Consider the following 12,912-nt stretch of genomic DNA (forward strand, 5'->3'; position numbering starts at 1 on the left):
ATGACTACTCCACTTCCACAAACGGCTGTCGACATGATGCCGCTGTCCGCAGAAATCGCTCTGCTGATCGGCGCCTGCGCGGTCCTGTTGATCGATATGTTCCTGTCGCAGGGTAAGCGCTCGGTGACTTACGTGCTGTCGCTGCTGACGTTGTTGGTCTGCGGTGCGCTGAGCTACCACGACTTTGCGGCCGGCACCACGGTCTACACCTTCAACGGCATGTTCGTGTCCGACCCGATGTCGAACCTGCTCAAGCTGTTCACCTACCTGGCCGTCGGCCTGACGCTGGTCTACTCGCGCCAATACGCGGACGACCGCGGCATGTTGAGCGGTAACCTGGGCGGCGAGTTCTACGTGCTGGCGCTGTTCGCCACGATGGGCCAGCTGGTGATGATCTCCGGCTCCAACTTCCTGTCCGTGTACCTGGGCGTGGAACTGATGTCGCTGTCGCTGTACGCGCTGGTGGCGATCCGCCGCGACAACCACAAGGCCACCGAAGCCGCGATGAAGTACTTCATCCTGGGCGCGCTGGCTTCCGGTTTCCTGTTGTACGGTATCTCGATGCTGTACGGCGCGACCGGCACGCTGGACATCGCCAAAGTGGCCACCGCTGTCGCAGCCGGCACCATCAAGCCGACCATCCTGGTCTTCGGCCTGGTGTTCCTGGTCGCCGGCCTGGCGTTCAAGCTGGGCGCCGTGCCGTTCCACATGTGGGTACCGGACGTCTATGAAGGTTCGCCAACCGCAGTGACCCTGCTGCTGGGCGGCGCACCGAAGATCGCTACCTTCGCCATCTGCATCCGCCTGCTGGTGGAAGGCCTGCTGCCGATGGCAGTCGATTGGCAGCAGATGCTGATGGTGCTGGCGGTGATGTCGCTGGCCATCGGTAACCTGACCGCGATCGCGCAGACCAATTTGAAGCGCATGCTGGCTTACTCCACCATCGCGCAAATGGGCTTCGTGCTGCTTGGCCTGCTGGCTGGCGTGGTTGGCAGCACCGACCGCACGGGCGCCGCCGCTGCCTACAGCGCTGCGATGTACTACACCATCACCTACGTGCTGACCACCATCGGCAGCTTCGGCATGCTGATGCTGTTGTCGCGCGCCGGCTTCGAAGCCGAAAACCTGGCCGACTTCAAGGGCCTGAGCAAGCGTAACGGCTGGTTCGCGGTGGTGATGTCGATCCTGCTGTTCTCGCTGGCCGGCGTGCCGCCGATGATGGGCTTTGCCGCCAAGTTCTCGGTGCTGACCGCCGTGCTGGGCACCGGCCAGGTCTGGCTGACCGTATTGGCGGTGATGTTCTCGCTGATCGGCGCGTTCTACTACCTGCGCGTCGTCAAGATGATGTGGTTCGATGAGCCGACCGACAATGCACCGATCGTGGTCAAGGGCGACATGAGCTTCGCACTGAGCCTGAACGGCCTGGCCATCGTCGCACTGGGCCTGCTGCCAGGCCCGCTGCTGGCGGCCTGCCTGAAAGCCATGACCCTGACGCTGAACACCTGATGGATGTTTCCGTCGCAAGCTGGTTGGTGATCGCCGCTGCATTGGTGGCCGCCAACCTGCCGTTTTTCAACGACAAAGTATTCGCGCTGGTGGCCACCAAGTGGCCCCGCAAGCCGCTGATCGTGCGGCTGGCGGAGATGGCGGTGCTGTACTTTGTTGTTGGCGCCATCGGCTTCGCCCTCGAAGCCCAGATCGGCAACCGCTTCCCGCAGACGTGGGAGTTCTACGCAATCTCCGCCTGTATTTTCATCGTCCTGGGCTTCCCAGGATTCATTGTCCGCTACCTGCGCAAGCGTCACGGCTGATACACTATCGTTCTTCAACGACGTGGAGCAGGCATGGACAAGCATCTGACAGAAACCCGTATCGACGGTGAAATGGTCTACGACGGCCATTTCCTCAAAGTCCAACGCGACACTATCGAACTCCCCGACGGCAAGCACACCGCGCGCGAATACGTGCTGCACCCTGGCGCCGTGGTGATCCTGCCGCTGCTGGACGACGGTACGGTGCTGATGGAGCGCCAATACCGCTATCCGCTGCACCAGGTGTTCATCGAATTCCCGGCCGGGAAAATCGACCACAACGAAGATCCGCTGGCCAGCGCCAAGCGCGAACTGGAAGAAGAAACCGGCTACACCGCCAGCGAATGGCAGTTCGTCAGCACCATCCACAACGCCATCGCCTATTCGGACGAGCATCTGGACCTGTACCTGGCGCGCGGCCTCAAAGCGGGCCCGCAGAAGCTGGACGAAGGCGAGTTCCTCGAAACCTTCACGGCTACCATCGACGAGCTGCTGCAATGGGTACGCGAAGGGAAAATCACCGACGTCAAAACCGTCATCGGCATCTTCTGGCTGGACAAGCTGCGCGCGGGCGACTGGAAGCTATGAAGCTCGTCATTCTCGTCGGTCTGGGCCTGCTGGCCAGCGGCACCGCAAGCGCCGCCGCGCAGCGCACGCCGTTCCAGATCCGTTGCGAGGATACGATTGCGAAGACGGTGTCGGTGCTGTCGGTCAAACAGAATGGCTATACCATCAACAACCAGCTGCCGTACCGCGCATTGACCGCTAAATACGGCAACATCGATAACAAGATGGTGACGCTCGGCCTGACCGTGACCAAGGGCCAGTACGCGGTGGACCTGGGCGGCCAGATTTTGCAGGACCCGGTCAGCGGCTATGAATGCATCGCGCCGCGCGTGGAATTGAAGCTGAATTATTCGCCGGTGCTGATCTATGTCGGCAACGAGTTCGCGCCGGGTACTTGCGCGTACACGGCGATCCTGGAACACGAGCAGCGCCATATGCAGGCGTATATGGAAAACCTGGCGCGCGTGGAGCAGGTGGTGCGCGATGCCTTGAACAAGCGTTTCGAGGCCAAGCCGCTCTATGGGCCGTCCGGCACCGCGATGTCGGCGCTGGAGCATGAGATCAACGGCAGCTGGTTCCCGTTCATCCGGGATGAATTTGACAAGGGCAAGGCGAAGCAGGCGGAGATCGATTCGCCCGAAGAATACGCCCGCTTGGGCAAGGTTTGCGACGGCGAGATCGGTGCGATCCTGCTGCGTCGCCATAAATAATTGAACACGATGACTGCATCCAAACACACACCGCGCTACTTTGCGCTGCTGCCCGCCGCCGGCGTCGGCGCGCGCATGGCGGCGGACGGACCCAAACAATACCTGACGGTAGGCGGTAAGCCGATGCTGCGGCACGCGGTGGACGCCTTCCGCGCCAGCGAGCTGGTGGCGCATACCTATGTGGTGGTCAGCGCGGCTGACGGCCAGATCGACGGCGTGCTGCCGGCGGACCTGGATGGCGTGACGGTGCTGCGCTGCGGCGGCGCCACCCGCATGGACACGGTGCTGAATGCCTTGCGCGAGCTGCAAGGCGTAGTCGCCGGCGGCGACATGATCATGGTGCACGATGCCGCGCGTCCCGGCCTGACGCCGGCGCTGATCGCCAAGCTGATAGACGGCGTGGGCGACGACGCGGCGGGCGGCCTGCTGGCGCTGCCGGTGGTGGACACAGTCAAGCGCGCGACCGGCGTGGTGCCGGTGGCCGCGACGACGGTGTCGCGCAACGGCCTGTGGCTGGCGCAGACGCCGCAGATGTTCAGCTACGAGCTGCTGCTGCGCGCCCTGGGCAGCGCGCCGGACGCCAACGCCATCACTGATGACGCCAGTGCCGTCGAGATGCTTGGCCTGTCGCCGCGGCTGATCGAAGGCCATCCACGTAATTTGAAAGTCACGCTGCCGGCCGACATCCGCATCGCGGAAATGTATCTGGCTGCCGGCGAATAACACAGGATAGAAAAATGACCAAACTCCCATTCCGCATCGGCCAGGGTTACGATTGCCACGCACTGGTGGAGGGACGCAAGCTGATTATCGGCGGCGTCGACATCCCGCATCATGTGGGTCTGCTGGGGCACTCGGACGCCGACGTGCTGCTGCATGCGATCACCGATTCGATCCTGGGCGCTGCGGCGCTGGGCGACATCGGCAAGCATTTTCCGGATACCGATCCGCAGTTCAAGGGTGCCGACTCGCGCACCTTGCTGAAGGAGGCTGCGCGGCGCGTGGTGGCCACCGGCTACAGCATCGGCAACATCGACGCGACCATCATCGCGCAGCGGCCGAAGATGGCGCCGCACATCGCCAGCATGTGCGCCAATATCGCGGAGGATTTGGGTGTGGCGGTTGGCCAGGTCAACATCAAGGCCAAGACCAACGAGAAGCTGGGTTACCTGGGCAGGGAAGAGGGCATCGCGGCGGAGTCGATCGCCTTGCTGATCGCCTCGTAAAACAAGGTCGCGTCGTTTTCCAGCACGCCAATGGCCATGTCGCGGGAAACCGTTGGATAGTCTGCCAAAAAATCATTCATTGGTTTTCCCGCCAGCAGATAGTCGAACATGCGCTTGATGGGCACCAGCGTTCCCCTGAACACCGGCATCCCGCCCAAGATTTCCGGTTCCATCTGCACCAGCGGCGTGATCGACTTCATAAACGCCAAAACCTCCGGGTCAATCGGATCGGTTGGAGATTTTCGTGGCGGAATAATCCTTCCGTTAATTTTGTGAACGGGCTCGGTAAAGTATCGCGGATCGTATTCCGGGCCATCCTCATCAATCTCGATCTCGTCATCATAATTGGGCATGGCATTGATCCGATATCCTGTGCCTGCTATTCTCAACCGTACTACGATCAGATCAATAGTGCTCCACCGTCGACGACGTGGGTCTGGCCGGTGGCGTAGCCGCTGGTCATCAGGAACAGGTAGGCTGCGGCGGCATCTTCGGCCGAGCCCACGCGCCCTACCAGCAAGGCGTCGCCCGCATCGGCGAACAGTTGTTCGCGCTGCGCCTGCGCAAAATCCGCCCACAGATTTGTCGCGATCAATCCGGGCGATACGGCATTGACCCGCACTGGCGCCAGTTCCATCGCCAACGCCCGCGTCAACGCCTCAACGGCACCACAGACGCTGGCCGTCAGCGACCATCCTGCTTGTGGACGCGCCGCCGCGATGCCGGTCGTGAAGGTGATCGAGCCTCCGGCCCGGATATGCCGCGCGCCGTGTTTGGCCGCCGCCAGTGCGCCCCAGTAGCGCAGGTCGAACGCCGAACGCGCCGCCGGCAGATTAGTATCGGATAGCGCACCAGTCTTCAGTGCATCGCCCGCCGTGTAGACCAGATGATCGAATTCGCCGATTGTGGCGAAGAAGCGCTCAATGGCCCGCTCGTCCAGCAGGTCCAGCGCGCAGCCCTGGGCCTTGCTGCCGAGGTACTCCAGTGCCTTTTCGATGCGCGCAATCTGGCTCGACGCCACCAGCACCTCCGCCCCCTCGCGCAAGGCCTCCCGTGCCACCGCCAGTCCGATGCCCGACGATGCGCCCAGTAAGATCACGCGTTGACCTAGCAATCGACCGCTCATGCCGGCACCCGTTCCAGCAATGCGGCGATGGCTTGATCTAGCGTGGTGACACCTTTGCGTAAGCCTTCGCGTCCGCCCTCAAACTCGATCCAGCCTTCGTTGAAGCCGTCCAGCATCCGCATGCGCGGCGTTGGATTCTTCATCCCCTGCGACGTGAAGAGCTCCATCCAGGTATCGCGTGGCACCGCGACCGCGCGCACTGGTTTGCCCAGCAAGCGGCCGAATGAGGCAGCGATATCATTCGGGCTGACGCGCGCGCTGGCCTCCAGCTCCACCACGCGTACGCCGTGCCAGGTTTGCTGCAGCAGCTCCGCCACAACGGCCGAGATATCGCGGCAGGCGATCATCGGCACGGCGTGGTCCAGTGGCTGCAAAAAGCTCGGCATGACGCCGTTGGCGCGTACCGCCGCCACGTCCCACAGACTGTTTTCCATGAACCAGGCCGCGCGCAGGAAGGTGACCGGCATATCCAGTTCGCGGAACCGGCGCTCCATCAAGCCCAGTTGCTTCAGCAGGTTGGGCTGCGCGGCTTGCGCCCCGACAGTGGACAGGACTACCACGCGCGCCGGCCGGGCTGCTGTCAACGCCTGGTACAGCGCCTCGATCTGCGCGCGTGCTTGCGGAAAGCCCTCGTCCGGATCGAAGGTTGGCGGTAGCAGCACGAACACAGCTTCGGCACCCTTGAACGCGTTGGTGAGCGCCGTCGCATCGGCGATATCCGCCAATGCCACCTGTGCGCCGCGCGCCGACCATTGCTCGCCCTTGGCAGCATCCCGCAACACCGCGCGCACCGGCAGCCCGGCCGCCAGCAGCAGCCTGCCCAGTTCCGAACCTACCTGACCTGTGATACCTGTAATTGCATACATCGTGTTCTCCTTGAATGAGACGGAAAGTCCGCATGCAAGAATTTTGATGCATAACCACTGATACTCCGATAACATGGAACTCATATCATTCATGACTAATTGGCATATATCATGGCGTTTGACGAACGGGTAGTAAACGGCATGCGCGTGCTGGCGGCGATCGTCGATGCCGGCAGCTTTGTGCGCGCGGGCGAGGCGTTGGAGATGTCGCAGTCTGGCGTCAGCCGCGCCATCGCCAAGCTGGAGGCGCGGCTCAACATCCGGCTGTTCGACCGCACCACGCGCAAGGTATCGCTGACGGACGAAGGGCGCCGCTTCTACGCGCAAATCGGACCGCTGCTGGCGGGGCTGGAGGAGGCGGTGACCTCGGCCGGAGAGGGTGCGGTCGTGGTGCGCGGCCGCCTGCGCGTCAACATCGAGCCTTTGCTGGCGCGGCTGCTGCTGGGCCCCAAACTGGGTGCCTTCCTGAAGCGGCATCCGGAACTGGATCTGGATCTGGTGGCGCGCGACCAGTTGGGCGACATGGTGGGCGACGGCTTCGATCTGGCGATACGTTTCGGCGATCCGCAATCGTCATCGCTGATCGCCCGCAAGCTGATGGACACGCGCGTGCTCACCGTGGCCACGCCGGCTTACCTGCGCCGCAACGGTGTGCCGAAGAAGCCGGCCGATCTGGAAAGCGAAGACCATACCTGCATCCATTTCCGTAATCCGGCCACAGGCCGGCCCTACGAATGGGAGTTCCATCGCGGCGGCAAAACCACGGTGGTCAGTCCGCGCGGCCAGCTCACGCTGAACGACGCCGGCACCATGGAAAGTGTACTGCTGGCCGGTTACGGCCTGGCGCAGGTGATCGACCTGGCGGTGGAACCGCTGCTGCGTTCAGGCGCGCTGACGCCGGTGCTGACGGCCTGGCCGGACGAACGCTTTCCGATGTATGCCTATTACCCGTCGCGCTATCATCCGCCGGCGAAAACGCTGGCCTTCCTGGAGTTCGTTACGTCGCTGGTGCGATAGGCAGGATCGACAAACGATCTGCTACCATGGCGCTTTTGACGGCAAAGGATGGACGATGGCGCGTGATATCTACGCTTATCGGCAGGTGGCGGTGCATTCGGTGGAGCGCGCGGGCGGGGTGGAGATCCATCCGGTGCCGGGACAGGCTTTCTCGCCGGAGCTGCATGTGCAGTGCTCGCGCCGCATGAGCGACGATTATCCGATCGGCACCTGCTTCCTGCTCGACGCCAAGCTGACCGACCGCCTCGGCGGCACGCCATATCTGTACGCCTGGCACGGCGACGAAATCAAAGTGCTCTCAGCCAGGGAGACCAAGGCCTTCCTGGCTGAATTCAAACGCGGCCGGATTTGATCAGTGTACGGCGTGCAGCTTGGCTAGCGGCTTGCCGTCGTCCCGCGCCCACGCCGCGATGACGGCGGCCATCGCCAGCGCAAACACGCCGCCCACCACCATCGCGCTCGACACGCCCAGATAGTCGACCGACACACCGCCCACCAGCGCACCGCTGGCCAGCGAGATCTGCGCGGTGGCGACGAACACCGCGCCGCCGCTTTCCATCGCATCCGGCGCCGCCTTGAACATCCAGGTCTGCACCGAGATCGGCATCATGCCGAAGGCCAGGCCCCAGATCACGATCAACACCGTCGCGCCGGCGGCCGTGGTGCCAAACAGCGGCATCGCCGCTGCGGACAAGCCCATGATCACGCCGGTGGCGATCAGCGAATTCTTGACGCTTCGGGCCACCGCCCAGCCGCCGATCAGATTGCCGGCGAAACCTGCCGCGCCGTAAATCAGCAGCAGCGCGCTGATGGTCTTGGCGCTCAGGCCGGCGACCTGGCTCAGGAACGGCGTCACATAAGTGTAGGCGGCGAACTGGCCGATGAAGATCAGCAGCGTCGCCAGCATGCCGAGCCGCGCCTTCTGCACGCGCAGCAGCGCCGGCAGCTGTCCGAAGGTCAGGGCGGAGGTGGTCGGCAGCCGTGGCAGCAGCCACATTTGCGCCGCCAGCACCAGCATCGATACCGCGCTGGCGGCGAAGAAGGCCGTGCGCCAGCCCACCATCTCGCCGATCATCGCGCCGGCCGGCACGCCGGCCACGGTGCCCAGCGAAATGCCGGCAAAGATGATCGACGTGGCGCGCGCGGCCGAGGCTTCCGGCACCAGCCGGTTGCCCAGCGCGCCGCCGATGGCCCAGAAGCCGCCCACGCCTATGCCCAGCAGCGCGCGTCCGGCCAGCACCAGCGGGTAGCTGTGCGACAGCGCGACGATCAGGTTGGAGACGATCAGCGTGGCGGTCAGGCCCCAGATGACGTAACGGCGGTCGGTCTTGCCGACGCCGATGGTGACCAGGATGGCGGCAAACGCGGCCACCAGGCCGGGAATGGTCACCATCATGCCGGCGACGCCTTCGGTCACGCCCAGTTCGGCGGCGATGGACGGCAGCAGGCCGACCGGCAGGAATTCCGTCGTCACCAGCGCGAATGAGCCGACGGCGACCGACAGCACGGCCAGCCAGGCGGAACGGGTGGGTGTTGGGAGGGGCGAGGGCGCGTCGTCGCGCAGGACGGCTTGGGTGTTGGTGTGGTTTTTCATGTGAGGTGATTCCTATGAGCGGTAAAAATACTTGAATTTTTTACTGATCGGTTCATAATGAACACCACAAACAACTTTGTCAACGAATTTTTAACCGAACGGTATGAAAGATACTTCCGCTTCCGCACGCAAGAGCGGCCGCCCGCGCACCTTTGACGCGGAGACGGCGCTCGACAAGGCCATGAAAGTGTTCTGGGAAAAGGGCTATGAAGGCAGTTCGCTGCCCGAGCTGACCGAGGCGATGGGCATGAACCGCCCCAGCTTGTACGCCGTGTTCGGCAACAAGGAGAATCTGTTCCGCATGGCGCTGGAGCGTTACAGCGCCAGCCACGACCCGCTGTTCAACGCGGCGCTGGAGCAGCCGACCGCGCGCGCCGTGGTCGAGCATTTTTTGCGTGGCAATGCCGACGCCCAGACCTGCTCCGAGAACCCGCACGGTTGCCTGGTGATCAACGGCGCGCTTGCCTGCAGCGACGATGCGTTGCCTATCCGCGACACCTTGATCGAACGCCGCGCCGCCAGCGAGGCCAAATTGCGCGCGCGCCTGGAGCGCGCCAAGGCCGACGGCGACCTGCCGGCCGACAGCTGTTCAGGCCAGATGGCGCGCTATGTGATGACGGTCTCCAATGGGATGGCGGTGCAGGCGGCGGCTGGCGCCACCCGCAAACAGTTGCAGGAGGTGGTGGACCAGGTGCTGCGCGGCTGGCCTTCTTGATGTCGTCACAATGTTGCCTAAAAAAATATATTCAGTAACAAAATGAAATTTAAGTTGTGTCTTTGAAATTGTTCGGTAGAATGGCGTCATTGAGTCGCTGTTCCCTCCTTTTTGAAAGTCACATCATGAAAATGTCCAAATTGATCCTGGCAGCAGCCATTGCCGCAGCAAGCGTTTCGGGCGCCGCATCGGCCGACAACCTGATCCAGAATGGCGACTTTGAAATTGCCAGCGGCGTCAATTTGAACAACTACGTCATGGTGAGCGCCGGTGATAGCGCGATCGCCTACTGGACCGTCGGCGGTAAGTCGGTCGATATCATCAACCACAGCTACAACTCGATATCGGGCAACAGCATCGACATGCTGGGCTCGCCGGGTCCCGGCGTACTGTCGCAATCGTTCAACGCGGTCGCCGGCGCCACCTACACGCTGTCGTTCGACCTGACTCACAATCCGTATTCGAACGGCGCAGGTCTGGATGTGTTCGTTGGTGGCAACCACTACGCGTTCGATGGCGGCAGCGGGCTCGCCAACCACACCTTCAACTTCACCACCACCGGTGGTTCGCAAGCGCTGGTGTTCAGCAGCGTCGGTGGCGACGGCTGGTCGGGCGCCGTGCTGGACAATGTGTCGGTCACCGCCGCCGTTCCTGAGCCGGAAACCTACGCCATGATGCTGGCAGGCCTGGGCCTGGTGGGCGCCATCGCCCGCCGCCGCAAAGCCGCCAAGTAAAGACAGTACAAAAAAAGCCCGCCGGCACTGAGCGCAATGTTGAGCGCGTTCAGGCCGGCGGGCTTTTTTACGTCTGGCTCACTATGGTTTATTCGGCGCCGTCGTCGTCGTCCTCGGTTTCCGGCGTGCCGTCCTTGACTGTGCGGACGCGCGCGGCGTCGGCGCTGGTTTTCAGTTTGGCGGCATCGGCCATGAACTGGTCGACGCTGTGGTCGGCGCTGTGTCGCACTTCCGGCGGCAGCAGCACCGACATGTACAGCTCGTCGGCGGCGCGGCCCGTGCCTTGCAGGTTGGTCATCAACATCAGGCCGGCGCCGCCCACCAACATCACCCAGCAGCTGATGGCGAAACGCCGCGGATGATGCGGCTTGATGGTGATGAGGTGGAAGAACAGCATGCCGCAGGCGATCGCCAGCGTGACCAGGTTGCCGTAGCGCGTGAACGCTTCGGCCGACCACGCATAGGCCAGCACCGAACTGGCGACCCGCCACAAGCCGACCACGGCCAGCGCGCTGCCAAGGATGAACAAGTGCCGCCCCAGCCGCGCGTGGACGCCGAACAGGCGATTGGCCAGCGCCCACAAGCCGCTCCACACCAGGCCGGCGGCCAGGCTGGTGGCCAGCACCTGCAGGTAGCGTATCAGCGCGAACGGTTCGACGTCGGACAACCAGGTTTCCGCGCAGGTGAAGATGGCGATCAGCGCCAGGCCGATGGTGGCCGGCACCGCGCCTTCCCAGCCGTGCATGGTGGTGTCGGCCAGTTCGTCGGCGACCGGGAAGTCGGCCGCGCGCACGCGCAGCCGCGTGTGGCCCAGGCGCGCCACGGTGTCGCCGTCCAGCACCATGCTGGTCTGGCGCTTGCCCTGGATGTAAGTGCCGTTCTTGCTGCCGAGGTCGCGCAGCACCAGCTCGCCCTGTTCGTTGGCGTCGACCACGGCGTGCGCGGCGGCGCTGTGGGCGTCGTCGAGGATGACGTCGTTATCGTAGCTGCGGCCCAGGCGGATCGGCAGCCCGGCCACCTTGTGACGGTGCAGCACGTCGCCGTTGCGGGCCAGGATCTCGATGAAGTAGGGGGCTTTCATTGCGCGCCTCCCTTGGCCGGCGCGGCGGGCTTCCTGGCCACCGGCGCCAGGCCGATCGAATCGATGAACACGCGCGACAGGCGCAGCCCGTTTTCATACGAGACGCCGCGCGCGTCGAGCCGGCTCTGCAAACTCATCAGGCCCTGGTCGGTGGTCGCGGTCAGCAGCGCGAAGTCGTACAGGCCGGCGAACTTACGGTAAGCGCGCACGCACAGCACGGCGCGCAGCGGCACGTCCTTGTTCTTGACGAAGTCCTCGGTGCATTGCGGACCGGTCAGGCGGGTGTCCTTGTTGTTGCCGAAGTGTTCGTTCTTGAACGAGGAACTGGCCAGTTGCGCGAAGCGCAGCTTGCCCAGCCCGGTGCTGCGCAGGTACTGGTGGCGTATGCTCAGCTGGCCCGTCTGCAGCGAGCCGCTGACAAAGATGGCGGACTCCATCGCGCAGCTGGCGTCGTCCACCGTGAACGGCTTGTCGGCCTTGACGTTGGAGCGGCCCCAGCAGCGCATCTGCTCGGACTCGCGCACCGGCACCTGATACGGGCCCATCGGTTTGAGGCTCAGCGGACTGGCCAGCAGTTGATCGACCATGGCGCGCTGATGGGTGAGCAATTGCGCGGCGACGACGGCGGTGAAATCGGCCGGCGCTTTCTGTTGCTGCTCCACGCGCTTGAGCAAGTCCTGCGCAAAGCGGGCCGGCACCAGGAAGCTGACCAGCTCGCCGTCGAGGCGCTTGGAGACGTTGACGCCGGCCACCGCGCCGTCGACCGTCACGCTGGGGCCGCCGCTCATGCCCGAGTTGATCGGGCCGGTGAACATCAGCTGGTCGTAGAAGCTGCGCGCGATCACGCCGTTGTAGGCGCCTTCGGAAATGGCGAAGCCCAGGTCCAGCGGATTGCCCAGCGAGTACAGGTACTGGCCCTGCGTCAGCCTGGCCAGCTGTTCGGGGATCTTGAAGAAGCCGGTGCCGTTGCGGCTCACGCGCAGCACGGCCAGGTCGTGCAGCACGTCCACCGCCAGCAGTTCGACGTTGCCGCGCTGGCCGCTGGTGTCCACCCATTCGCCGACATAGGTGTCGGGATCGAGCGCGAACTGCGAGACCACATGATAGTTGGTGACCACCAGGTTGCTGGTGCCGATCAAAAAGCCGGAGCCGACCGACGATTGCGTGCGGCCGCTCTTGAGCAGCGAACGCACCTGCAGGATGTCGTTTTTTGCGGAACCGTAGAGATGCTGGGCCGCGCTGGAGGGCGGCGGCAGCGGTGCGGCGTCGGCGTTGTCGGCGGCCGGGGCCGAGGCCTTGGCGGAAGACTGCGCGGCGGCCAGTTGCGGCGGCGTGGTCGGCGTGGTTGCGGCCGGAGCAGCCAACGCGGTGGCGCTGGCCCAGCTCAGGGCGATGGAGACAGCAAGCTCGTTAAATTTCATGCAATCCTTAAAAATCGACTTTAGAGGATCTCGAATAACCGCAA

General features: G+C 63.7%; 16 protein-coding genes. 10 read left to right on the plus strand and 6 right to left on the minus strand.

Going from position 1 to position 12,912, the window contains the following annotated elements; all coding sequences use genetic code 11:
• The 6 genes from nuoN to ispF are packed head-to-tail and all read left to right on the plus strand — an operon-like array spanning position 1 to position 4,314.
• A complete protein-coding gene (gene nuoN / locus ACEN9O_RS18355; protein WP_495613275.1) occupies positions 1-1,506 on the plus strand; it encodes an NADH-quinone oxidoreductase subunit NuoN in 1,506 nt (501 codons plus the stop codon).
• Positions 1,506-1,811: a DUF2818 family protein gene (locus ACEN9O_RS18360; protein WP_495613276.1), complete on the plus strand. Its 306-nt coding sequence runs from the start codon at positions 1,506-1,508 to the stop codon at positions 1,809-1,811. Before nuoN ends, ACEN9O_RS18360 begins: the two co-directional genes overlap by 1 nt.
• A gap of 33 nt (positions 1,812-1,844) precedes the next feature.
• Complete coding sequence (locus ACEN9O_RS18365) at positions 1,845-2,399, plus strand: NUDIX domain-containing protein (RefSeq protein WP_495613277.1); 555 nt, start codon at positions 1,845-1,847, stop codon at positions 2,397-2,399.
• Positions 2,396-3,088, plus strand: a complete 693-nt coding sequence (locus ACEN9O_RS18370) for a hypothetical protein (RefSeq protein ID WP_495613278.1) — start codon at positions 2,396-2,398, stop codon at positions 3,086-3,088. The genes ACEN9O_RS18365 and ACEN9O_RS18370 overlap by 4 nt, the downstream gene beginning before the upstream one ends.
• Before the next feature lie 9 nt (positions 3,089-3,097).
• Entirely contained in the window at positions 3,098-3,811 is a 714-nt protein-coding gene (gene ispD, locus ACEN9O_RS18375) for a 2-C-methyl-D-erythritol 4-phosphate cytidylyltransferase (protein WP_495613279.1), read from the plus strand.
• A gap of 14 nt (positions 3,812-3,825) precedes the next feature.
• A complete protein-coding gene (gene ispF / locus ACEN9O_RS18380; protein WP_070268912.1) occupies positions 3,826-4,314 on the plus strand; it encodes a 2-C-methyl-D-erythritol 2,4-cyclodiphosphate synthase in 489 nt (162 codons plus the stop codon).
• On the opposite strand, the gene ACEN9O_RS18385 is transcribed toward ispF, so the two are convergent.
• From ACEN9O_RS18385 to ACEN9O_RS18395, 3 genes are read right to left on the minus strand one after another with little or no spacing between them, the layout of a single operon-like run.
• Positions 4,254-4,667 (minus strand): DUF433 domain-containing protein, encoded by a 414-nt coding sequence (locus ACEN9O_RS18385; protein WP_495613280.1) that lies wholly within the window; start codon positions 4,665-4,667, stop codon positions 4,254-4,256. The two genes, ispF and ACEN9O_RS18385, sit on opposite strands and share 61 nt — an antisense overlap.
• 47 nt (positions 4,668-4,714) lie before the next feature.
• Entirely contained in the window at positions 4,715-5,440 is a 726-nt protein-coding gene (locus ACEN9O_RS18390) for an SDR family oxidoreductase (RefSeq protein ID WP_495613281.1), read from the minus strand.
• The gene (locus ACEN9O_RS18395; protein WP_495613282.1) at positions 5,437-6,306 is read right to left on the minus strand and encodes an NmrA family NAD(P)-binding protein; all 870 of its coding nucleotides are present in this window, start codon (positions 6,304-6,306) and stop codon (positions 5,437-5,439) included. Before ACEN9O_RS18395 ends, ACEN9O_RS18390 begins: the two co-directional genes overlap by 4 nt.
• A 111-nt stretch (positions 6,307-6,417) precedes the next feature.
• Between ACEN9O_RS18395 and ACEN9O_RS18400 the strand changes: the two genes are divergently transcribed.
• Entirely contained in the window at positions 6,418-7,323 is a 906-nt protein-coding gene (locus ACEN9O_RS18400) for a LysR family transcriptional regulator (protein WP_495613283.1), read from the plus strand.
• 55 nt (positions 7,324-7,378) lie between these two features.
• On the plus strand, positions 7,379-7,675 hold the full coding sequence (locus ACEN9O_RS18405; protein ID WP_495613284.1) for a hypothetical protein: 297 nt from the start codon (positions 7,379-7,381) through the stop codon (positions 7,673-7,675).
• Here the strand turns inward: ACEN9O_RS18405 and ACEN9O_RS18410 are convergent, their stop codons facing one another.
• Positions 7,676-8,917 carry an MFS transporter gene (locus tag ACEN9O_RS18410; RefSeq protein WP_495613285.1) on the minus strand — a complete coding sequence of 414 codons (1,242 nt, stop codon included), beginning with the start codon at positions 8,915-8,917 and terminating at the stop codon, positions 7,676-7,678.
• A 103-nt stretch (positions 8,918-9,020) separates the two neighbouring features.
• Between ACEN9O_RS18410 and ACEN9O_RS18415 the strand changes: the two genes are divergently transcribed.
• Positions 9,021-9,632, plus strand: coding sequence for a TetR/AcrR family transcriptional regulator (locus ACEN9O_RS18415; RefSeq protein WP_495613286.1), 612 nt, complete (start codon positions 9,021-9,023; stop codon positions 9,630-9,632).
• Between the two features lie 125 nt (positions 9,633-9,757).
• Entirely contained in the window at positions 9,758-10,366 is a 609-nt protein-coding gene (locus ACEN9O_RS18420) for a choice-of-anchor C family protein (protein WP_495613287.1), read from the plus strand.
• 88 nt (positions 10,367-10,454) lie between these two features.
• Here the strand turns inward: ACEN9O_RS18420 and ACEN9O_RS18425 are convergent, their stop codons facing one another.
• Together ACEN9O_RS18425 and ACEN9O_RS18430 are read right to left on the minus strand one after the other, a co-directional pair.
• A complete protein-coding gene (locus ACEN9O_RS18425) occupies positions 10,455-11,447 on the minus strand; it encodes an FHA domain-containing protein (protein ID WP_495613288.1) in 993 nt (330 codons plus the stop codon).
• The gene (locus ACEN9O_RS18430) at positions 11,444-12,868 is read right to left on the minus strand and encodes a S1 family peptidase (RefSeq protein ID WP_495613289.1); all 1,425 of its coding nucleotides are present in this window, start codon (positions 12,866-12,868) and stop codon (positions 11,444-11,446) included. Before ACEN9O_RS18430 ends, ACEN9O_RS18425 begins: the two co-directional genes overlap by 4 nt.
• Positions 12,869-12,912: the final 44 nt, after the last annotated feature.

It is taken from the genome of Duganella sp. Dugasp78, from assembly GCF_059491455.1.